This window comes from Pseudomonas sp. P4_B3 (assembly GCF_056402295.1).
In genome coordinates this window covers 277,200-300,840 of sequence record NZ_JBFUHR010000002.1, presented here as the reverse complement: position 1 = coordinate 300,840, position 23,641 = coordinate 277,200, and the positions used below count along the sequence as shown (strand labels likewise).

The 23,641-nt window shown below is 57.9% G+C and carries 8 protein-coding genes and 1 pseudogene; 3 read left to right on the top strand and 6 right to left on the bottom strand.

Going from position 1 to position 23,641, the window contains the following annotated elements:
- Complete coding sequence (locus AC1DWG_RS03395; RefSeq protein ID WP_477762216.1) at positions 1–10,782, bottom strand: hypothetical protein; 10,782 nt, start codon at positions 10,780–10,782, stop codon at positions 1–3.
- A gap of 434 nt (positions 10,783–11,216) precedes the next feature.
- Here AC1DWG_RS03395 and AC1DWG_RS03390 point away from each other — a divergent pair, with 434 nt between their 5' ends.
- The gene (locus AC1DWG_RS03390; RefSeq protein ID WP_477762215.1) at positions 11,217–11,651 is read left to right on the top strand and encodes a hypothetical protein; all 435 of its coding nucleotides are present in this window, start codon (positions 11,217–11,219) and stop codon (positions 11,649–11,651) included.
- A 68-nt stretch (positions 11,652–11,719) separates the two neighbouring features.
- On the opposite strand, the pseudogene tnpC reads toward AC1DWG_RS03390, so the two are convergent.
- The 3 genes and pseudogenes from tnpC to AC1DWG_RS03375 all read right to left on the bottom strand — a co-directional run.
- Positions 11,720–12,469: pseudogene (tnpC, locus tag AC1DWG_RS03385) on the bottom strand (IS66 family transposase); the annotation flags it as partial.
- A 98-nt stretch (positions 12,470–12,567) separates the two neighbouring features.
- Entirely contained in the window at positions 12,568–16,083 is a 3,516-nt protein-coding gene (locus AC1DWG_RS03380) for a DEAD/DEAH box helicase (protein ID WP_477762214.1), read from the bottom strand.
- Positions 16,073–16,843, bottom strand: a complete 771-nt coding sequence (locus AC1DWG_RS03375; protein ID WP_477762213.1) for a Hachiman antiphage defense system protein HamA — start codon at positions 16,841–16,843, stop codon at positions 16,073–16,075. Before AC1DWG_RS03375 ends, AC1DWG_RS03380 begins: the two co-directional genes overlap by 11 nt.
- A 365-nt stretch (positions 16,844–17,208) precedes the next feature.
- Between AC1DWG_RS03375 and AC1DWG_RS03370 the strand changes: the two genes are divergently transcribed.
- Positions 17,209–20,202, top strand: a complete 2,994-nt coding sequence (locus tag AC1DWG_RS03370; RefSeq protein WP_477762212.1) for a TrlF family AAA-like ATPase — start codon at positions 17,209–17,211, stop codon at positions 20,200–20,202.
- Between the two features lie 203 nt (positions 20,203–20,405).
- Here AC1DWG_RS03370 and mobH read toward each other — a convergent pair whose 3' ends face one another.
- Entirely contained in the window at positions 20,406–22,130 is a 1,725-nt protein-coding gene (gene mobH, locus AC1DWG_RS03365) for a MobH family relaxase (protein ID WP_477762211.1), read from the bottom strand.
- Between the two features lie 221 nt (positions 22,131–22,351).
- On the opposite strand from mobH, the gene AC1DWG_RS03360 reads away from it, so the two are divergent.
- On the top strand, positions 22,352–22,549 hold the full coding sequence (locus AC1DWG_RS03360) for a DUF7740 domain-containing protein (protein WP_007901093.1): 198 nt from the start codon (positions 22,352–22,354) through the stop codon (positions 22,547–22,549).
- Between the two features lie 129 nt (positions 22,550–22,678).
- On the opposite strand, the gene AC1DWG_RS03355 is transcribed toward AC1DWG_RS03360, so the two are convergent.
- A complete protein-coding gene (locus tag AC1DWG_RS03355) occupies positions 22,679–23,638 on the bottom strand; it encodes an ArdC family protein (protein WP_477762210.1) in 960 nt (319 codons plus the stop codon).
- Positions 23,639–23,641: the final 3 nt, after the last annotated feature.

Here is a 23,641-nt window from a genome sequence, read left to right as displayed (position 1 = left end):
CTATTCGTCCTGCCAGATCTGGGGCACACCGTTCCCACGGCATACCTGAACGACAGGTGGGCGGTAGGCTACGGATCGATAGGCCGCGGCAGCCAGCTCGGTGCAGAGCGTGTTGGTGGCCAGTAATTTTGTTATCCCCACCTTTCGTTCACCTTCCAGCCTTTCGTTCAGGCTGTTCAATGCATCTGTCGGATCACCGTCCTCGGGATCGAAAGCGTCAATCATGAACAGATGAAAATCGTCGTTCTTCCGCTGATCTTCAGTTATCTGTTCCCAGACAACGCCTGCCGAGGTTTCCTTGCGTCGCCAGACCTGAACGCCCTTCTTGCTCCAGGCGGGGGGAAAGGAAGTCAGAGAGCGAATGCGGGCATCGAACAGGATCGCGAAACTCGCGGTTTCAACCCGCTGGAGCAGTCCGATTGCAGCATCGAAGGCAAGCAACCCGGCGGCGCGACGACGTTCGACATCAAGCACTAGCCGCACGCCAATGAAGAAGTCGTCAGCCGTAATAGGCTCGGCGGGCACCTGCGGGTCTGCGGGGGGTGCGGTGCTGGGTCGTACGAGGTAGCGGCCGCCCATCAGCGGGCTATTCTGCGTCAGTACCGTGGAGGTGGCGTCTTTGATGACCGTCAACCGTACGGCAAGGGGCGCGAGCTGAAGCATGCGCGGAGTGTCGGGCCACTCGTCGGCGGCCAGCAGTACGTCCGGCCACACCTGAGCGAGGGTACGCGGGTGAGCGAGTGGCAGCATCTGCGCAGCTTCAGGTCCCGTGCAGCGGGCACTGAATACCGGCGCAAGGGGAACTCGAACGCGCAGGCCGGTCGGCCAGGTAGCCTGGTCCTCGATGGTGATTGGCAGCTTTTGCAGGTCGCCGCTCAGCCAGTCGAAGCGAAAGGCCGAGGCCGGCTTTACCTGCGAGGTGCTGGCGGACACACAGGACACCTGGACAAGAGGCATCGTGACGCCATCGCTTTGGTCGACGAGGAGCACCCGGGCATGAGGGTCTGGCAGCAGGCCAACGGGCGCTATCCTGTCCCTGGTTTTCACTTCGTAGGCATAGTGGTTTGCAAGTGCGTATGGGTCGAGGCTCTCGATCAGACGTGCGAGCCGTATGCGCAGGACTTCCCCGGTCGGGGCGAGGTGCGGGCGGACTCGGCTGTCGCTCTGCGCAAACCGTGAGGTGCAGGCGCTGGCGAACGCGGTCTTGTGATCATTGACGATGCTCCAGGGCAGCGGCTCCCGGGTCACCACCGCCTTCGACTCAGGCAGGGGGCGCAGGACATCGGGTGCCTGGGCCGGAAGGACGGTGGTCTTTTGGCTGGACCAGATTCGCTCGCCAGCATCGGCGAAGAGCTTGACCGACTGGATGTAGTAGTAGGGCTCGGCACTGACCACATAGCGCGAGGCGCCCCAGCGCGCATCCGGTGTCTGTGCCAGCAAGGTCTGCGCGGACGCGGTGCTGTCGAACGCGATCGCCTCGGCAGTTTCAGCGTCCAGCGGTTCGGGCAATTGGACGGTAATGGGCGTGTGCAAAAGTTCGGCGTTCGTCAAGGTGCACATCCAAGCCTCCTCGGCGAAGCGTCGTGTATAGCTGTACCAGATCGCGCCAAAGCTGATCTTGCGTCTCGTCGGCAGGTTGTTTCCAATCGCCAGGTCCCGTTCGCCGTGAACCACGACCAGATCGTGATAGCGACGCCCGTTCTCACCGGCGCGCGCCCAGGCGTGCAGCAGCTTCGGCGGCTCCAGTTTACGTACGCGAGGGAAGATGACATGGGCGACGTCGCGGTCGCTGGACGGCGGCTTGATCAGAGGTTCGGTGCGTTCCCCGTTCACGATCCCCAGCCAGGAACGCCAGAGCCGTTCGTAACGACCGACCGGTACCACCGCGTAGGCGCGTTCCCCGGCCCATTCCTCATCGAGCAAGCGCGAATGGATCAGCGTGCCACGACCGTCGACGGCAATGCGCAGCGGCAAGAGGCTTTTGGGCTGCGCCGTGCCGATATAGGTGTACTCGTTTTTCGAGTCCAGCGACCAGGCAATGGGTGCCGAGCGGAAGAAGCGCGCGGACCAGATCATGTAGGCGGCCCGCAAGTCATCCATTGAAGCTTCGACGCGGGCCAATTCTCCGCGCCAGGTTGGCATGTTGCCAGGCGTCGATTGGGGGCCGCTTTGCAGTTCTTCGGGAGTGTTCGCGAAGGCGAACTGGAGGTAATCGAGCAAACGCGTCAACGAGGTGCTCCCCTGGTCTACCAGGCGTTGTTTCCAGAGCCTTGGGTCGACAGGGAAGCGACCGAACGGGGAGAGCGTGGTGTCGAGGTTCTTGATCCGACTGGGCAAGAGTGGGAGAGGATAGTTCGCATAGTCTTCGTAAGGCTCGAAAGTGACCCGGGCGATGCGCAGGGCATCGGAAAAGACGGTTTCGTAGTTCTCTTTCCCGTTTTCGAAACGGACAAAGACCACATCTCCTTTTTTGAGCAACGAAGCGTCGTGCTCTATAGCCTTCGCCAGGACAAGCGGCTCTCTGCTGCTATCTTTGAAAACTACCTCACAATCAGCGGATAGCTTCAGGATGGCACCTGACTTCGGTTGCCCCGTGAGGCTGATGACCTCATAAGAAAAGACCTGTAGCGGCTTTTCGTCCTCGCCGGTGAAGGCCCGATCGGGAAGTGGGCGCAGGGACAACTGGATCATCGAAAGCCCGATATTCTCCAGCAATTCAGAATCGGTGCCAGCCCGATAAGCGTGTGGATGCTGGATGGGTAGATCGATGTACAGGTGTTTGCGAAGCTCGATCTCGATGTCGCTTCCCTGTACCCGTTGTGCCTCCTTGATGACCTTGTCGATAGCATTCAGAAGCTCGGTCTTATGAGCCTGGGCATCGAGCAGGATGCCGGTGTAGGGGTCGCGCAGCGTGATGACAGCAGACAGGCCGAGGCGCTCCAGTGCTGCCCAGCCATAGGGGTCGAGCGCTTCGGTATCGGCCATGAGCCATTTCAACGGGTCAGTGATCGCACTGCCTTTGCCGGCGATAACCTGGACCTGGCGCTCGGCTTGCGAGCCCTGTCCGGCCTCATCCACAAGACAGCCCACCAGCACCGCAAGGTATTCGTGAAGCAGGCCATTGGTCGTAACGCGGCCCAGGTCGCGCCATCGGTCAAGTTTTCCAAGGTCTGTCTTTCCGGCGCGCATGGCGGTGAGGAAGATGGGTGTCGGCCAATGGAGTTCCGATTCTGCCCATGAGAACCAGACGGGCCATTGTTCTTTCATGTCGTCGGGCATGACGTCGCGTTGGTGGAGGAAATCCTGGGTCAGGACGAAGAGGGGCGTCTGTGCTTCCCAGTTCGGCACGTCCGACAGGGTTGCGGGCGTCTGCCGTGCCAGGGCAGCGTTGCTTGGCACCAGTTCCGTCACGTGCTTCCATTGAGCGGTGAAGCCGCTGTTGGATTTAAGGTCGGCATTGAGCAGGGATTCGAGTGGGCACTCGAACAGGTTGTAGGCTGCATAGGCCGTCAGTGGACGTTGGGCATTGCCAGAAGACGGTTTGGCGTTCCATGTGATCGAGATCATACGGGCACGTCCGGGTCTGTCCACGAAGACCAGCTGATCCTTCTGTATCCCCATCTCCGTTTGCACCTCTTTCTGCATCACAGGCACCTTGACGCCGGCGACCTGCGCAACAATATCCTCGCACTTGACCTGGGGCAGCCCTGAATCGGCATTAGGAGTAGGCCACTCGAAATGCGGCAGAATCCGCAGTGGGGCGGATTTGCTTTTGGCTGCATCCCGGGTTTCGTTCGCAGCGAGCAGGTGCAGTTGCACCGGTGTCAGGCCGGACAGGCCTGTCGCTTTCGCGAGCCACTCCCCGGCGCGGGTACCGGCATAGGAGGTCGCGCGCACGAACAGTCGCCACGCGCGCCCGCCGTCGACAGCAGCGGATCGCCGTTGAAAGAACCACAATGCGTCCTCACGTTGCGGGCTCTTGTCGGGAAGTGCGATGCCATGATGGTCATAGACATCAAGGCCTTGCAGATCGATGCAACGATCGAGGTCCAGGGTGAGCAGTCGATCAGCCGGTGCGGGCTCGTCAGGGGAGTTGTTGGCGGGCGGTTTCGGCACGCTATAGGAGAAGAATTGCTGGGAGTCAGACGTAAAGCGCAGCAGCGGCTCAGGCAGCACGATGACAATATCGCCTGGCGCCAGCGCCTGCCCGGTGACGCTCATGAGGCCGCGGTCGGTGGTGTCAAGCGCCTCGTCGGGGTAGGCGCCCAGTGGCAGGCCACGCAGGGGGCGCAGGACCAACTGCCAGCCGGCGGTGGCGGCAACGCCTGGGGTGGTGGGCAAGCTGGGCTGCCGCCAGGTGATCGCAGCGCTGATCTGCGCTGGCGCGTTGGCTTTTACCGCTGCGGCATTGAGCAGGCCCATCCTAAGGTGCAGGTCTTCCGGCGGCAGCGGTGTGAGTACCGGCTCGAAGGTCATGACGCTCGAGAAGATTGCGCCCCGTGAGCCCGTCTGGCTGATGGGGACAATGCTGACGCCCACCTGGACCAGGGTCTGGACCCCGGCGAAGCCTTTGGGCAACAGCTGTTGGGTGCTGGTCAGGTACTGATAGGAGGTGCGCCGGTAGGTCGACTTGCTGGCGACGTCGGCCGGACTGACTGTGACGCACTTGAGTGTCGTGCCGCGAGACGCGTCGGAGAAGGTGATCTCGTAGCACCGCAGGTAGGACTCCACGTCCTGTTGGGCACCTTTGGCGAAGGAAGGCGCAGTGCCTGCCCAGTTGATGTCGAACCTGACGCCGATGCTGTCCTCGTCGAAATGAGGATTGATCTGCGGAATGTCCGGTGAGTTGTGTTCGAAGTCGAGGGCGTCGAAGTCGATCACCGGTGCCAGCTCGAAGGTGCCCCAAAGCACAGCATCCGCACCTTTGGGAGTCTTGACGAACTTCAATGTCGGGTACTTCGTTGCAGACGAGGTCTCGGGACGTTTGTTGATCCACTCAGGTTTGCTCTTGGCACGCACACACACAATCATGCCCAGGTGGAACAGCGATGGTTTATCGGGCGGCGGGGAGGGCGAATCCGGGCGGCCCGAGACAAAGCGGGTGGTTTGCGCAATGCGTACCAGGTCATCGTGCAGCGCCTGGAGTAGTAGAGCCTGGTTGCCCATGGCCTGGGCCTTGACCTGGTCGCTTGAGTCGTTGATGGTTTCATCGGGCTCAAGCATCTCGGCGATGAAATCTTCATTGGCGCCAGGTGCATTGTGCGTTGGCGGATGCGATCGCACCTTTTGACTCATCGCAGTCCTGGTGTAAGGCCAGGCCAGCGTGGGTGAATAGTCGGGCCAGTTCAACGGAAATGACTGTTGATCCTTTTCTACCTCGCTCGGGTTCTGGAGGTGCCAGCAGCCGGCAACCAGCTGGTTGAGGCCAAAGGGTGTTTTTTGATCATCGATTGGAATGGCGCACTTGCGCAAACGGATCTCGCATTTCGGTTCTGTGTCGGTGTCCACCCACATCCAAGTGTTTGAAGCCTTATCGAGGATCGGTACGAAAATATCCCCTGACAAGTCGGTGAGATCGAGATAGGCATAAAGATCATCTTGATCGTTGACGGGTGGGTAGAACACCGATTCCACAGGCCCCGGCATGATCCAGACGAACCACATCTGCTGATCATCGTCACGAGCACCGTCCACGTGCACGGTCACAAAGTCATCCCGACGAGGATCCGACGGATCGAGTGGGAGCAGGTCGTCCATTGCCAAAGCTATCCCCGGAGTGACCGTGGCAAACGCCTTCAATGCTTCGGTATTACCCAGACCGACCTTGTCGAACCCCGGCATGGGTGGCGCCTTGCCGGCTTCCAGCAGTGAACCCATGTAGGGGCTGAGTCTGTTTCGGGCCTCATCGAGGCCACTTTCGTTGAGCCCCACCGCCACATGGATCGCCAGCCTGCGTCCGAAGGCGCCAACCAGCACTGTCGCACGGCCACGAAAGCCCATATTGAGCCCTTGTGTGCCCATTTCGAGGGCGACGAGGATCTGCAACTCCAGGGCGAAGCCGATATCGATGCGGATGGAGAAGAACTGGGTCTTGATTCGAAACCACGCGGCAACCGAGAAGCGTACGCAGATGTCGAGCCCGTGAGCGGCATAGACGGCACCCTGGTCAGGCTTTGAGGGGTAGGTCCCGATCAGCATGCGAGTGGCGAACTGGATAATCGCCTGAGCCTCAACCTTGGCGCCGATAAACCCCGCGTCAATCCCGCCAGAAAGGCTCAATTGGCCACGGGCCGAGAAGAAAATGCCCTGGATCATCAGGTCGCGCTCGATGCGCATGAGCACGCCACCCCGGCATTCCAGATTCAGCCCACCGAGCTTGAAGCCGAAGGCCAGCCGGTCCGGCCAACCGAGTTCGGCATGGAACAGGCCAGGCTCGATCAGCAGAGTGGCTTCGAAATGGCTGAGCTTGAGGATGTCTTTGATGACCTCGGGTACTGGCTGGTCCTTTGGCCCCATGTAGGGGTTGGCGCCTTTGGCAACATGCGCAAGGAAGCGGCTCTGGGGGGCTGAATAGATCATGAAGCCTGAAGCCAGTGGGCGCGATCTCATACCCGACTCGTCGCGAAAAAAGTCGTCGACACTGATCGGGTACCAGAGCTTGGCGGCTGTCACCAGGGTGAAGTCGGAGCGGAACGCAGCGATGACCTGGGCGACGAGGGTTTGCACCTTCTTCTCGGTAACCGCTTGGTAGGCCAGCGGGCTGCTCTGGCCGGTGCCGACGGTGAAGACAGCGTCCATCGCGATGGTCCAGGGCGTGCCGTTGCCTGACAGGTCAGTGATCCAGCTATCGATCCGTGCTAGCGACTGGTAGCGGTCCAGTGCCTTGAGCATTGCCTGCAATAGCTCGCGGATCGTTTGGCGCTCGCGGAACTCCTTGACCAGCGTGATGGTGTAGCGATAACCGAAACCCAGGCCGATCTGGCGCAGGTAGAGCGGCAGCGGCGCGATCTGATAGCTGATCTTCGAGGCCTCGATGGCGATGAACCAGGCGCGCTTCCAGTCGGCGCGCTCATCCTCGCGTACCTTGACGAAGGCAATGGCCGCCGAGAGCTCCGGGAAACCGGGTATCTGTACGGTCCCTTCCCCGGCGAAACCTTCTTGGGTCGTGCTGTCGTAACGGTCTACGCGACCGGCGATGCGAAAACCCTCTGGCGACGAAATATCGACCCGTAATCCATCGAAGTAGATCTGCGGCAAGCCTTTGCCACCGGCTGGCATCCCGATGTACATGGCATGGAAGTCCAGCTTGGCTGACAGGATGTCGCCGATATCGGCAAATTCGCATTGGCCACCGATGATGATTGCCGCGGTCGGGTCCTTGAAGCCAGCGAACTTCGGATGGAAGCCGATGGAGCGGACCGTCATGCGGAATAGCTTGAACACCTCGAAGGTCTTGGGTTGCTTGAGCTCAACCACCAACTGCACATTTTCGATGAAGCTGTCCGAAAGCGGAGCGCGGATGAACTCGATGCGGATCGACCTGAAATCTGCCAGCAGCCCGGTGGTGAACTCGTTTTCGTCGGGGCTGAAGCAGGCGGAACCGGTGATCTCGAAGTAGAAACTCCGGTCGCCGTCGGCGCCGCTGCTGTAGTGCAGGCCAAGTTGTTCAAGCTCGAACTTGAAGCGCGTGCCACGGGAGAGAATCGGCTGGCCCTTGTTGCCTAGTGTGCAATCGAGGTCGGCAAGCTCAATTGAGTTGCCTGTCTGTTTCAATGCCAGTATCAGCTTGATCGGCGTGTTATCGAGAATATCGGGTAACGCACCGTCACCGTGGATGGTCAGGTAATCGAGCTTGCTGGCGCGAATTCTCAGACTGGCCTGCTCCAGCGCGAACGACTTGCTCAACCCCTTCAGGCGCAGAGGGCCAGGGATCAGTGCGGCCTCCAGGTCCAGGCCGCCGGGCCCTAGGCAGAAGCTATCGACTCGGAAGGCAAGGCTGTCGCCCCCGAGGTTGTCGTATCGAATCACCAAGTCGCAGTCGTCGAGCAACGTCAGCATGAAGCGGCCGCCGTCGAGGGTCAGCTTGAAGACGTCCATCCTCTTGGGTATTTCTGGGGTGGGAGGTGGCGCAGGCTCTTGATGCTTCGGCTTGCGTCTGAGCGCTGTGAGTTTCAGGCCGAAGAGCGTGATTTCCGTGCTGAACTCGAAATCGTCGGGCGCGGCGTCCAACGGCGCGGTCAAGGCCCAGGGGGGAGTGGTATCGTCACACTCGATGCGAAACGCCAGCTGCGCATCGTCGGCCACGCAGAGTGACAGGTCACGTGGATCGAAGCGCAGGATCACTCTGCCGGATACCAAAAAATCCGAGCCGAGGCGGAATGTCAGTTCGATTTGCAGGTCGAACCCCGTCACCCCCTGCGGTTGGCAGATACTGGCGATTCGGAACGACACCTTTTGATCCGCGTCGGCAGCGGTGCCGAACATCTTAAAGAGCTGCTCACTGGCAGCGATCTTGACTCCCAGCCGCCAGCCATCGGAGGTAAACGAGGGCGACTGAAACGCGTCGAAGGCCAAAAGTGCCGCTGGCATACGGATTTTGGCCGGTCCAGGACAGCCGGGATCGGTTCCCGTTGGCGAAGGCTCCTGGAAGTTATCAAGCAGCGATACGAGTGGAGCAGCGTCTGGTGGAACAACCTGAAGGAAGCGGGGCACACTGCCGACACGCCAACCGAGTGTGCGGATCGCCAGGGGCGTAGCACCGGCATGGCCCAGCGCAACAGTGAGATAGGGTTGGTCGCCCTGACCTGAAGTGTCTGTCATCGGACCGGTTTCTGCCACCTGACGGGTTTCGTTGCCGGCTCGGTCAGTCAGTGAGAATCCGAGGCGGGCGACAGCGATAGCGGGCAACGCTTGTGTGGGATCGGAAGTCCATGTCGGGAAGAACACCAGATGACTGACACTACCACCCTTGTCCTGCTCGGCCCCCAGAACAATCGCCTGCTCGACCGGTCGCGCGATGGTCAGCTCCAGGGCCGCCAGCCGGTGGCGCACAGCTTGCGGTGGCGGTGTGTCGTCGACACCAGTCGAACCTTGTTCCAGAGGAATCGGGAATGCAATCATCTGCCCTGTGGTAGGCAGATTCAGGCACCCGTTTTTTATGGAGGATGCCAGTGGAGCAACCTGTTGTGCCAAAACCGTGAGGGGCGCGTTGACCGATTTCCAGTCGAGCCGCAATTGTCGGTCGCTGCCTGAACTGATGATCTCCAGTGCAAAGAGGGTTTGCGCCTCGTCAGCCCCTAGCGAGCCAGCAGGCTCGTCACCCAGCAGGTCATGGGCCAGCGCCTTGAGAAAGCGCGCGCCGGCTTGACGCCAGGCCAGGAATAGCCGCGGCCCTTCACTGAAGTCACCTTCCAGGAAGGTCATGCCGTAGTCGTTGGGGGTTCCGCTGACGGGGGGCGGGGCTGCCTTCAGATCCGCGGCGAAACTCAGAGCTGGGACTTTGAAATTGCTGTATGCACTCGCAAAGGGCTCCGGAACGTCTTCGAACAGAGCCGGGCCGGCGAGCAGCGTATCGGTCATCACCTTGGCGTCGCGAACCAGCAGGCGCAGGTCCGTCGTGTGCATGGCACTCTTGCCACCGCCCTTGAGCGCGCTTGAAATCTGCAGGTCACCGATCTCCAGCAGCAGCTCGAAACAGCCGCTGAAGCCACCTTGTGGACGATTCTTGGCGAAATAGCCGAGGCGGACCCGCCAACAGGCCGCGCTGAGCGTGAGTACATCGAACGGCAGGGCGAAGTCGCAACGCTTGACTGCTTCTTGCGGATTTCGTGGGTAATACTTCTCGAATACGGTCACCACCAGCTTGTATTGGCCAGTGCTGTCCCACTCGAGGTTCAAAGCGCCGCCCACGTCGAACTGCGAACCGCTCCAGGTCACGAAGAAGTTCGTCGCGGCGACACTRATCGTATAGGTGTCCGCGGTGTTCGGATGCACGCGCAGGTACTTGTACTGTGCATCGATACCCAGTGGCATACTCAGGTTTACAGGCCGGTCCAGAGTCCAGTTGGGCAATGAAAGCTGGATTTCGTCTGGCAGCTTGAAGTTAGTCAGTTTTGCGAACCAGTTGGTCAGTCCGTCGAAGTGGAACAAGGAATCGGCGCTTTCGAACAGGCTCAGACTGGCCCAGTCCATGGACAACCCGAAGGTGGGAACATCGATCTTCAATTGCAGGTTGGGGATACCGAGCTCGCCCATGTTGGGAAGTACGGCGGCCAGGTACGTGCAGATTTCAGCTTCGACAGTGGCGTCGGCTTCGATCTTGACGCTCGATGTTGAGTCAACCCCGCCGGCGCCTGCCTTAGCCTGGATCGCCCAGCAGGCGATGAGGCTGAAGCAGGGTGCCTGCACGCTCCAGTCGCCGCCAGGTGGCCGGGGGCGCAGCACCACCTTGATCGAGGCCAGGGTGGCGCTGCCGGCGGCATGGAACGACAGGCCGGCGATGCCAAGTTCGCGTATTTCCGCTGGATCGGCACCACCCTGGGGGTTGTTGAAGTCGAGCTCCAGGGTGACGACCCGGGTGAGATTGTCGTACGTAAAACCTGCGTTGAGGTCGTCGCCCGTCACCGCAAACGACACGGAAGAACGCTGCGTTCCATCCTTATCAGCCACCGAAAAGGCAATCCGTTGGTTGCCGCCAGGATCTTGCACCTCGATCTTCAGGCTCAAGCGAGCCCAGGTATTGCCAATCAAAACATCCGCAGGTGAGCTGAAGAGTGCTTCCATGGTCTGTGCATTCGTCGAGTGGTTAGGCGCCCTGAGAGATCAGGGCTGTGCAGGGGGCATTCCGCCGTCGGCAACAGCCGAGCAGTTCACCCGCTTGGCCAGCGGTCTTCAGCGATCTTTGCCGGATTGGTCTGTTGCCCAGGGATGACTTCGGTGCTGTTCAGCTCGAACGGGGCGCGGATGGCTTTGTTCTTGTCATCGTCCATAACGAACCTGCAAAGCTTGCGAGGAGGTCGTCGCAGTTAGGTAGGAAAGCTAGGAGTGGTTAGAGGTTTTGGCAAGTTTTTAGCCGTGATTGAAGAAGGTCGGTATCGGAGGGGCGCAACGGTTGAGAGTCTTTTCATTTGTGTAGCGTCGCAGGTTGTTACTTGCAGCAATTGCTAATCCCACATGGGGTGCTAAACCTATCCAAAGCTCATGCTGAGGGATAACCCATGATTGCCCAACACGTACTGCAGTTGATCGCACTTGGCGCCATTGCGGGGGCTTTTGGTCAAGGATTGCGCGTAATAGTCGGAGTCAAAAAGGCCAATGACGAGGCCAGTAGTCAGGGAAAATCGCTTCGTGAGAAAGGCTTTGATACGTCTCGCATGTTTTTTAGCCTGTTTATCGGATCTATCGCCGGAGGTATTGGCATCTTCACCCTCACGGGTTTTTCGGATGAGGTGGCCAACAACATCACGATGCAAATGTTCTTCGGTGTTGTAGGCATCGGCTACGCTGGGACGGATTTTATTGAAGGGTTTATTCGAACGCAGCTTCCTAAAACTAGCGAAATGTATACCGAGAAGGTTTCGATTGCGCGTTCGATGGCAGCTCCCTCTGCGACGCCGATTTCCACGTCCGCGCATGACGCTATTAAGCAGTAAGCGATCCACCGTCCTCACGGTTGGCGGCCAATGAAGCGGATTTAGTCAGGCGTTACCAGCCGGCAGTTTCACGGTAGCAAGGCTTCGTAGTCTTCCACCGACAAGGGCTGCGGCAGTCGCGCCAGTACATGGCGTAACCACGCATAGGGTTCCTGGCCATCGGCTTTCGCGGTCTAGATCAGGCTGTAAAGTTGTGCGCTGGCGGTGGCGCCTTTTGGGGGGAGCGCTGAATAGCCAGGCCTTGCGTCCGATGACAAACAGCCTGATCGCACGTTCGGCCGGGTTGTTATAGATTGGCAGGTGCCCCGGCTTCGACGTAGCGCGCGAGCTTGATCCAGATGCTGGCGACATAACTCACAGCTTTACCCAAGGCGTTTTGAGCCGTAACCAGGGGCGCCGTTTTCTCCCGTATGCAGTACAGGCACGCTGCGCTCCTGGCGAACAGCCAAACGCTCGGTATCATCCCCATCCTTCACGTCGCGCTCACGTCGTGCACGGCACGCCCGGTCTTGCCCTTGGGTTGCACTTTCTGTGCATCGATTAACTCGCGCCGGGCATGGGCCCAGCAGCCCAGGCGCTCGATGCCATCCCGCAGGGCGATGGCGTTGTAGCCAGCATAATCGTCTGTCATGACTTGGCCACGATAGCCCTGGAGCAAGCGCACGGGCACGTCTTGCCCGCGGTTGGTTGCGTAGTCGAGCAGCACCACCGGGTACCCGGGCGGCCCGCCGGTTTGAACCCGCATCCAGGATTGGCTGCTGGGCTCCCGACCTCCCTCCTTGAGCAACCGCCCCCCGGGTTTCGTCGCACGGGATGAGACGTCTCACTGGGCGCGGAGGGTTTACGCCAACCAGTACCTAGTGATGTTTGCATCATTCATGGGAATCGTTACCCTTAACTATGTGACCGCTCCCGTTCAGACGAGCCAGAGGTCATCTGGGCCCAGATAGCTGAGGGCTAGTTGTCCGCTCTGTGGTATTACAGTCGCCCGTAAAACACCACCGCGAGCCGGGTTTAGCAGGTGAGACAGAACACCCAAGGTTAATCCCTCGGCGGAAAGAACGTGCGGCAGGCCTTCCCAGATATGAAGAGATAATACCGAATTAGGCGGTGGGGGTTCAGCGTGCCAAAGAACGTTGGCCGTATAGTAACGTTCCGCCCAAGTTCGACTGTGAGCGGGGACGGATTCTTCGGTAAAGCTGAGCCACAGTGCTCTCGTTTCAGGTGTCGGCCAATCGTGTTGGACTGACGAAGCGACGACTTGGGGAGATTGGAGCCACACCCGTAGTTCATGTGCCGTTGTAAACGCAGCCCCTGTATCGTTGACCGCTTTGATGGCGGCTAACCGCGAATTAAATCCGGCTTGCATAAGTATCGATGCCGACCTATTCATTGTGCCAGTCTCGACTGCTGGCATAACGAGGCCAAGCTCGTAGTCGTCCAAAGCAAGGCCGAAATCTCCAACCACGTCTCCATTCGCGGCAGCGCGGACACGCAACGCTTCCATCGCCCAAGGCAGGCGGTAGACGAGTCCCCCTTCGATGAATTGCAGGGCGTTCCCTTCCTGGCCAGCAATCAGAGCGCTCAATGATTCACCTAGAAGCCAAGAGCGCAGGATTTCTCGCCAGTTGGCAGGGAAGGGATCGGGCGCGAATGGATAGAACGTGAATACCCGCTCTGCGATTCCTGCTATGGCTCGTATGGCTGTCTCGCTATCTCCGATAAGCAAGGCTCCATTAGCCTCGATCAGTAATGCGTTAGCTTCTACTGCAACGGCGTCTAGCGATTGGCCAGCCTCCAAGCCAAGACCTGCTAGGTAGTAGCCTCGGCGAGTCGCAGCAGTAGAGCGAGCCCAAATATAGTGGCTTCGGGCCAAAAACGCCGACTTCATTATGGCGCGCGACGGCTCGTCTAATTGCATGAGACGTCTTTGCCAGAGCGAAGATTGTAAGATCGCGTCGAGTGCGGCTTCGATCCCTTCATCCGGCACATCGGAATCGCCGATCAGACCGAGTATCGCAGTGTCGAACGTCGCAATATTCCGCTCCCAATCCTTCCGAGCACGATCCTCATTTGCCAGTTTCTCACCAACTACTACCGGAAAAGTCCAGGCAACGGCGTTGTTCACGACATACTCCATAAGCTGGTTAAAGTCGCCTCCTATCCGTTTGTGCATACGCAACAGCAGCGAGCTGAGAAGCATGACTAATCCGCTCTCCATATCGCGTGCGCCTTTGTTCTCGATCAGCTCGACCCATTCATTGTGTTTCTGGTTTCGCCGATCTTCGAATATCGGAAAGAGGACGAGACCCTCTACATCGATATAGGCGCGACCGGCACGACCGATAATGTTCTTAAATTCCGATATCTTGATCTTCTCACCGTGTCTATACAGTGAATGCATCACGATCGCTGTGGCAGAAAGGTTCAATCCCTGCGCTAGCGTTGGCGACGAGATCGTAATGCGCAGGCTGCCTCTACGAAGCAGGTGCTCTACTTCCTTACGGTAAGCCGTGGGCAATGCCCCGTGGTGCAGCGCAACGCCGAGTCGCAGGCATTTGAGGATGTCGCTATCTACACCCAGCCATTCTGTACCAAGGGCAATCGCAGTCTGCAGCACGGCCGGATCGACTGTGAGTAAGGATCGCAACGCACCACGCTCGTGAAGATCGACGATGATCTTCGCAAATGGCTCGACACTGCGTCGCTCAGGACAGTAGATCAAGACTGTCTGACCATCCTCAACAAGGCGCCAAGCCGTAGCGAGGCTTAGCTCTTGCTGGTCATCGGGAAACAGACGCGTGCGCGGCCTCTTTGGCGACACGAAAAGTTGAGGGACGCTACCGGTTATGTAGCGAGGTACGAATGGACGTTCATCACCTACACGGAGATTAAGACGCGCTGTTGGGCTACTCCAAACGACCTCGCCGAAACGCAATCGGGTTGGACGCCAGTCACCCTTGATCGCGCTGCCCGGTTGATCGCGTCGAAGCCATGCTGAGAAATCCTCCATTTGTTGACCGTCGGGTAGGATTGCTGAGAGGCAAACGATCCTGCGTTGCTCTGCGTCCGGCCGCCGGAGTAAGCGTTGAATCTGCACTTCATAGCGAACCTCACGTTCGCCCGGGCCGATCATATGTCCCTCGTCGAAAATGAGCAGGCCGACATCGTTTAGCAGGGCGGGATCATTGCGTAGCGCAAAATCGATCTTTTCCGGAGTGGCGACAACGATGTCGCGCCCCCGGATTGCATCCTCATCGAGATTCGATACGCCAACGCTGCCATAGAGCGCGGAGATTGTTTTGCCTAATGGGCCGAAGGTTCGCTGCAGCGTGGTCTCAGTTTGGGCTGAAAGGGCACGAAGGGGGGTGATGAAGACTACGCGTTTTCCAGCAGCCAAGCAGCGGAGGATGCACAGTTCAGCGATGCGTGTTTTCCCGGCGCTTGTAGGAAGGGAAACGACAAGATTGTCCGTTTGATCGATAGCACGGGCGGCAGCCTCAATCTGTGATGGCCAGAGATCGATCTCAGCTTTAGGACGGCGACTCAGAGAGGCGATAAAAAGTTTACGTAACTCCACCCACCCTGGTGCTGCGCCCCCCGCCGATATCAGAGGAAGCTTCTCATGAAAGGTGTTTGACCAGAGGTCGGACAGCAGATGGATTGCTATGCGATGAGCCCACCACTGAGGAAGGAGGTTGAATTCAGCGCAGACAGCTAGATTCTCTCTCAGGCGTGCAACTGCGCGGTCTACAAGCTCCTGCTCACCCCTATCGAGAGCCAACATGTAGGTAGCGAGTGCGCCGAAGAAGTTGTCGGTGAGGGCTAGGTCTAAACCCTCAAACAAGTAGTCATGGCCATCGCGGTCGATTTCGGGGGCGCCTTGCGCCATTCGCTCTTGTATCAGGGCCGTGATCCTTACATCAGATCCTCGACCACTAAGGCGATAGCCGTAAATAAGCGTCTGAAGGCCGTTTATGTCGCGACGCATTAGAAGAGCTAGCGCTTGTTCAAGCGGAGAGAAGTTTTCCTCATTGGCGACTATCGCGAGGAGTGAGTAAGCGCGCGCCGAGAGATGAGCAAGATGATAACTCGCGGCCGCCATAACGAAATGAAAGTCTCGATCACTCTCCCTACGATCACCTTTTGCCATCACTGCTTCAAGTGCAGTTGCTGCTTGTACGAACGCCAAGCGAGCTTGGATTGGATCGCCATCCATCTCGAGTAGGCGCAGACCTAGACCGAGCAAGCCATACGCGTAACTGTGCAGTTCGAAGCTAAGCTGCGTGCCAAACGCGGGAGCGCCCGCAGGTAGAATGCCGTCCCGCCAAATGATTGCCCTTGCCTGCCCCTGCGCGATCAATCTGCCTCGAAAGCCGGGTGCTGACGCGGCCTCGATCGCGGCGATGATCGCATCGCGACTAGTTGCCATCGGCGATCACACGGTCATAAACGGCGCCTACGAAGGCCGCATGTTCATCCACCTGGAGCCCTACGGCCCATTGGTTTATGGTGCCAGGATAGGCCTGGAGTGATTGGCTAAGCATCGCCCCAGGCGCGTTGCCGGAGAAGGTGAAAAGCAGATGCTGCACGTTCTCGAGAGGGATGCCGTGGCGCACCAATGCGTCATCAATGGCATCCACTAGAGGGATATTGTCGAGGTCAAGTAACCGCGCTGAAATGAAAGATAGTGCATGTGCAGATGGCCTTCCCTCATCTTTGTCTAGGCCTGCGCGCGCTTCGTTGAGTGTTTGGGCTCGCAGGTCAATTCGGCTCTTAGCTTCCGTTTTTAGGAACTTGAGGCGCAGGGTGGCTGGGTCGAGGAGCATGCCGATCACGTCGTCTCCGCGCATTGCCATATTACGGTGATCTTTCCAGCGCAGCCGTTTGATCGGCGCCCGATACCCACTATGAGCATTGATCCATTCGGTGGCGTAGATTTCACCCAGGTCACCTGAACGAATCTGAGGCGTTTGCGGCAACAGTCCATTAATCAAATGTGCGGCGCCTGTTTTACCCAATCGCGCTAGAGCATGAGCGATGCGATCCTCAGCCGCGTAGTGGGAGGGAATTGCTGCTGCGGAGAGCTCGATAGCGTTTTGGGCATCTGCGGCTCGCCCCCTCATGACTCGCACATAATGATTACCAACAGGGGTGTCGGCCCAATCGCACCAATCGTTGAATTGAACCATGTGTTTGTCCTAATCCTGTCAAAAGCAAAGGCCGTAAGCTTGGAAAAAGTATGAGGCTTTAGGCTTCTCGCCGTGCCTTATGGTCCAAGACCAGCGTAAACGCAATTTCTACTGAACTGTTGCTGGCGGCGCAAAAAACTGTCGTCCGAGCGGTGTTACGGGTGATCCCCCAGAAGTACCTTGATTCGCGATGAAAGCGGATGGCTCTAAGATAGTTAATCTGTCCGGGCCAAGCGGTGCTAATTGCACCCTTCTCAGGTATAAACGAATGCGGTGCCATCCTTGCCCGAGAAAGATAGGACGGGATAGAAGGCTGTCAAGGACGCTTATACCTAGTATTTACAAATGCTGGCGAGGAGGTTGTTTTGGTTTCAGGGACTGGATTGCACCGCGGATCGGAGTGGCGCCGCTGGGAGCCGCACATTCACGCTCCTGGCACGGCTATGAACAATCAGTTTTCCGGCCCGACAGCTTGGGAGGACTATCTTGCTGCTCTGGAGCGTGCGTCACCGGCGATCGAGGCGATCGCTGTAACTGACTATTATGTTACGGACACTTATCAAGAGGTCCTACGCCACAAGGCAGCTGGACGCCTTCCGGACACCCAGCTCATCTTCCCGAACGTTGAGCTAAGACTGGACGTAGCTACCGCAAAAGGTGGGTTCGTCAACCTTCACCTTTTTGTGAGCCCAGAAGATCCTGATCATATCGAGGAGCTCCAACGGCTTTTGTCGCGCCTGCAATTTAACGTGATGCGCGACCGCTTCGATTGCACGCGAGCTGACCTCATCCGACTTGGCAAAAAAGCAGACCCAAATATTACGGACGACCAAGCAGCATTGGCTTACGGAGCGAACCAGTTCAAGGTCAACTTCCAAAAACTGCGCGAGGTGTTCGGAGAGAGCGAGTGGGCAAAGAAGAATATTCTCATTGCCGTTGCGGGTGGAGCAAACGATGGAACCTCCGGAGTGCGTGAGGCTGCGGATCAGACTATCCGACGTGAGATAGAAGGCTTTGCCCATGTTATTTTCGCTAGCAGTGCCGCCCAGCGCGAATTCTGGCTTGGTCAACGTCAGCTAAGCCGCTCAGAAATTCGTGCGCTATACGGAGGCCTCAAACCCTGCCTACATGGCAGCGACGCTCATAAGCTGGAAGAAGTTGCCAATCCGTTTGGAGATCGTTTCTCTTGGGTTAAGGGTGGTCTTGAGTTCGATGCACTGCGCCAGGCATGCATCGACCCAGAGGGGCGAGCCCATGTTGGAGCTGAGCCTCCAGCCTCAGCGACGCCTTCACAGGTTATTTCTCAAATCGAAATCCTCAATGCGCCATGGCTAACGACCCCCGTCATTCCACTGAATCCTGGCCTCGTCGCAATTATCGGTGCGCGTGGCTCGGGCAAGACTGCCTTGGCCGACATGATCGCAGCAGGGTGCGACTCTATTTCTGATGAGGTTTGGGCTGCGGATGAGTGGGCGAACCCTTCGTTTCTCGTTCGGGCGCAGCCCCTGATCGGCGATAGCAAAGTTAAGTTAAGTTGGGCGGCGGGGGAACCGAGTGTTCGATCACTTAACGGCTCAGACGCTAACGGTCCTTATGCTTATGAACGAGTACGCTATCTGTCACAGCAATTTGTGGAGGAGCTCTGCTCGTCTAGTGGGCTTACTGACGGGTTGTTACGTGAGATCGAACGCGTGATCTTTGAGGCTCATCCCGACGAGGGACGTGACGGCGCATTAGATTTTGAGGAATTGCTTGAACAGCGCGCGACGCGGCATCGTCTTGCCCGTGAACGTGAAGCAGAGGCGGTTGCCCAAATTTCTGACCGAATCAGCATCGAGTTAGAAAAGGAGAAGGTAGCTGCGACCTACGAGTCCAATGCGGCTCAGAAAAAGAAGCTTGTCGACGCTTACACTACTGACCGCGCCAAGCTAGTGTCCCCCGGTAGCGAGAAACGTGCTGCGCGCCACACTGAGCTGGCGAGTATGGTGAATACCCTTCGTACAAAGCTACGGCGTTTCACAGGGCAGCGGCAAACCTTTCTCGCCCTCCAAGACGAGGTAAAAGATCAACGCCGCAACCAGGCACCAGAGACGCTAAGACAGGCGCAGGCTCGTCATTCCAACAGCGGCTTGTCGGATGAGCAGTGGTCGGAATTCTTATTGGACTACAAGGGACCTGTTGACAGAAATCTCGCCGACTTCATCAAGTGGGTTGACGATAAGATCGCAGCTGTAAAGGGAACGGCTCCGGGTCTCGGCGAACCCAGCACGCCCTATTTTCCCGATGATACCGATCTGAGCACGCTCTCGCAGGCAATGCTCGATGCAGAGATGACACGATTGGAGAAGCTTGTGAGCGCCGATAAGGAGACTCAGCGCCGCTACACCGCTCTGTCCGGTAGCATCGCGACCGAAACCGCAGCGCTCCAAATCCTGACAGATAAGCTAAAGGATGCTCAAGGGGCGAAGGCGCGGGCCAAAGATCTGCAATCCGACCGTGAGGAGGCCTATGGGCGAGCATTTGACGCCCTTATCGCTGAGCAGTCGGTGTTGGAGGCCCTATACGCTCCGTTAATGGTACGACTGTCCAAGGCATCGGGAACGTTGAAAAAACTATCTTTCTCTGTCGTGCGCATTGCTAATGTGGAGCAATGGACTTCAGTTGCTGAAGACGGATTAATCGACCTCCGAAAGAGCGGTGCATTTCGGGGTAAGGGTACGCTTCTGCAAAAGTCGAACGAGGTCCTCAAAAGTGCTTGGGAAACGGGTGACTCAATAGCAGTTTGTGCCGCAATGAAGGAGTTCCGGCGCTTGTATCAGAAGGAACTGCTTGATCACGCACCTGTACCGCAAAACGACCAAGCAGAATTTCGCGCTTGGTCGAAGCGATTCGCGCAATGGCTGTTCAGTACTGACCATATCTCGATCAGGTATGGTATTGAGTACGACGGGGTTGATATCCGAAAGCTGTCTCCGGGCACGCGAGGGATCGTCCTGCTATTGCTCTATCTGGCACTGGATGATAGCGACAACCGTCCTCTAGTGATCGATCAGCCTGAGGAAAACCTGGACCCGAAGTCGGTTTTTGATGAACTGGTCCACCTTTTTGTTGAGGCAAAAGCGCATCGTCAGGTGATCATGGTGACGCACAATGCCAACCTCGTCATCAACACAGACGCCGATCAGATCATCATTGCTGAGTCTGGGCCGCACCCACATGGCGCGCTGCCTCCAATCACCTACCGGTCTGGCGGTCTGGAGAATGCGGACATCCGTAAAGCCGTTTGCGATATTCTCGAGGGCGGCGAAGGAGCGTTTCAAGAGCGGGCGAGGCGTCTACGGGTGCATCTGGATAGGTAATTATTTCCGTCCAGCTAAGTCACCTTCCGAACTCCGGCATTTAGGGCGATGGTGTCCGCGTATTTATGCGGACACCATCGCCCTTTTCCACCCAGTTAGCTCATTTCAAACGGAGTGTTCATGTCGGGTTCCATGATCAAGCTATTGCCCAGGCGTGTAGCGGGGGCTGTGCTCTTAAGTCAAGCCTCCGGGATTGTCATTGCTCATACTTCGACAAGTGCGAGAAATGGGTTGTCTGGCGGAATCGGTTCTAGAAGTGACGTCGGCTCGGCAATCAGATATCCCTTCAAGGTGCTTCTCTTCCTAGGGCCCTGCACTTGGCATGCCCAGATGTTTAGGCCATTGTCTCTCTTTCTGTGGACCTTCAGTTTCTCAAACTGCTTTTGCACCCATCGCCATTCCTCACCTGCGGAATCGGCCCCTAGTGAGATGCCCGGAAACTCCTGAACGTAGCGCTGAAAAAGGCCAGGCGTGACCAGGAACACAGTACCGCCCACCATATGGATTTTAGCCTTGCTGTCATTGATGATCAGCTTGTGGCTCAGGATGCCTTCCTTTACCCAATTCAGGAATGCCTGGCCTGGGTTATCCGATGGACGCGTTGAAGTATCGTCAGCACTTTCTGACAGTGAATCACTGGTCTCAGGCTCATCCAACTCGAACATGTTCAGCAACGTGCCGAGGTAATCGGCATCCTCTACCGTCAAGGTATCCGGCTGCGGTTGACTTTGACCTGATCTTGCACGGACTGTCTCGAGCGTTGGTGTTGATACTGGGGTGTCGGTTGAGTGGTCATGGGCCGCAATGCTCACCGTTCCGCTGAAAGTCTCGGGCCGGTCTTCGTTTCCCCAAATCAGTGCCGGCTGAAGACGCAGAAAGGTGAAGCTCTGCTGCCAATTTTCCTGTGTCACAAACGCAGTCCAGATGGCTTTGCCTTCCGGCGTGGACTCAACCAATCCATGTGACTGCAGCTCGTCGAACACCGCAATGTTGGAGGAAGGAATGCCCTCTATCGCTTGCGACAGCAGATAGGCCCGTAGCTTGTCCGTGACCGTCTTGCTGACCAGCCAGAGTGCGTCCTGGGTCAGCCATCCCGCGGCACCCGGCTGGTTGAGTTTCAGCTCGTGCTGAACCAGATGACGTAGTCCGCTGATCAAGTGATGTTGCAGCGAATGAATTGGTGCTTGCAGCGCCTTGCTCGGGTTACCGCCAATGTTCTGCGCAGTGGAAACACGGTCGGCTTGAATGACCAGCTCACCCAGCACGCCGGCGCGTTCGTACTGACCGGCCAGGACATACAGCAAGCTGGCCCACAGCGACGGAAATCCACTGAGCCAATCGAGGATCGGGCGGTCGAGAATCTGGGTGTAGAGCAAGCCGGTTGCGGCGCCGTGCAGGTGATAGTCGCGACCTTTGACATAGCGAAAACGGTAGGGCTGATCCAGGGGGCCGTGCCAAGGATGCCAAAGACGGCCATCCTGACGTTCGACCTGCAGGTCCACGGCGATCTTGCCGATGTCATGGAGCAGGGCACCATAGGCGATGCCGGCGGACCAGGCATCGGTCTGGGCGGCTTGGTCTTCGGGTGCGGCGCCGGTGGGAAGCAGATACGACTGACGCAGTTTCAAACTGCAAGCGACCAGTTCCAGTCCATGGTCGAGCATGCCGCCAAGATAAGCATGGTGGTGCGTCTCGCTGGCTGGGAGTTGCTGGACCTGTTCGGCATAGCGATGGATCGGATTTAAATAGAGTTGGATGAACTGCGCGTGAGAGAGGGCAGTGTACTGCCAGATACGATCGAGCAACTGGCGGCGGTGCTCCGCTGCTAACAAGCTGTGGGCCGACTCGATGGGCAGGTAACCTTCGGCGACGCTCACGCTCGGTGGCGGAGGGAACTTCTGCCTTTTGTGGCGAAACAGACTGAGCATCGTGACCTCCGGGAAGTGGCGGGGTCAGTGGCCTTTTAGCCTTTTCGGATAGGGCTCTTACCCTTGAGTCCCCATTCCCTTTCAACCCTTACCCGTCCTTTTGGCTTGGGTCCCTTTGTGCGGCAATCGGAATATCGATACGGCTAGGCGTCGTTTTGTTGGGGCTAGTACGGCAAAGACAAGAGTCGGTACACTGCGGTGCATATTTTTTGGGTCTTGCCATGAACCTCACTGACGCCACGCTCGTGCTGCTGCTCGCGGCACGTATCCATGGAACTGACGAAGCCGTCCGGGCCTCGGCGAAGAGCGTGGTCAAGAAGTTGCCGCGCAGTAAACGCGATCTGATCTACAAGGTAATCGACAGCCGGAGTCCGCTCGAGCTGGTGGATTTTCTGGCGCAGAATCTGGATGCGGAATGACAGGCTGCGGGTGTGCGCCCATCCCTGACCCATTGCATCAGAGTCCCGCGACATGGGTTTTCTGGGCGCAGAAAAAAGGGCCCAACTCGCGTTGGGCCCTGTGATGCGATTGCAATGGTGAGTTAACGATCAAACTCCATCGTTCATGCATCGTGAGTCATCCATTACCACCTGCTTCAGTTGCTGCTCCAGGTTGAATACATACTCCGAGGCGCTTCGGGCCTGACCACTGGCGCGAAAGATCGCGCGTTTGTCAGCCTGGAGTAGGCCTAGCCAGGAGTCGATGTAGCCCTCGTGCCGCAGTTGCCCCTGGATACCGGCGTAGGCACATAAAAAAGCAGCGCCCATCTCGGCGACCAACTCCTCAAACGCGTAGCCTGGCGAGCCGAATGGACAGGCTGACGTCAGGCCTTCGCGCTGCAACCGAGCTTGATGCCCGGTCCAGTGCGTCAGCTCATGAAGTGCCGTGGCGTAGTACCCGCCTTCATCTTGAAATTGTGCTTTTGTCGGCAGTTGGATGAAATCCCTGATCGGATGGTAAAAGGCTTCGTCGGCAGGTCGATGAACGATGCGTGCACCTGAACTTAACAGCAGGTTTTCCGCGGCGCTGTTGGGCTGGAAGGGATCAGTCTGTTCCGTTTCGAGCAGGGTTTCATTGAGCATTTCGAGCCCCTCCGTTTGCTCGATGTTGAACAGAAAATGTGTTCTGAGAATGCCGAAGTAAGCGACCTTGGGCTGACCATTTTCGTCGAGTACGGGGAGACCTGACTCTGTCTGTTCCTCGCGCTCCATCGGCTTGTAGAGTACTGCCAGAGTGCTGTGCTCACCCTTACGGATGTGCCCCCCGGCCTTTTTGGCCTGGTTGAACGTCAGCCAACGGTCTTGAGTGAACCCCTGCAACCTGGCCTCGGCCCAGAGCAGCGGTAAATTGATGCCCGAGTAGGGACGACGCGTGATTGCGTTGATGGGATAGGGTTGATGACGGATGTAGGCGGAGCCATTTGAAGACCAGGGTTTGATCCAGGGGGTAACGCCTTGGTCCAAAGCTTTAACGATCTTGTCTGTCACGTCTTGGTAGATATCGCGCATGGC

Bases quoted from the DNA above. Each gene is read 5' to 3' on its own strand.
- AC1DWG_RS03380 (WP_477762214.1), bottom strand. From the start codon at position 16,083: ATGGCAACTAGTCGCGATGCGATCATCGCCGCGATCGAGGCCGCGTCA.
- AC1DWG_RS03390 (WP_477762215.1), top strand. From the start codon at position 11,217: ATGATTGCCCAACACGTACTGCAGTTGATCGCACTTGGCGCCATTGCG.
- AC1DWG_RS03375 (WP_477762213.1), bottom strand. From the start codon at position 16,843: ATGGTTCAATTCAACGATTGGTGCGATTGGGCCGACACCCCTGTTGGT.
- AC1DWG_RS03360 (WP_007901093.1), top strand. From the start codon at position 22,352: ATGAACCTCACTGACGCCACGCTCGTGCTGCTGCTCGCGGCACGTATC.
- AC1DWG_RS03355 (WP_477762210.1), bottom strand. From the start codon at position 23,638: ATGCGCGATATCTACCAAGACGTGACAGACAAGATCGTTAAAGCTTTG.
- mobH (WP_477762211.1), bottom strand. From the start codon at position 22,130: ATGCTCAGTCTGTTTCGCCACAAAAGGCAGAAGTTCCCTCCGCCACCG.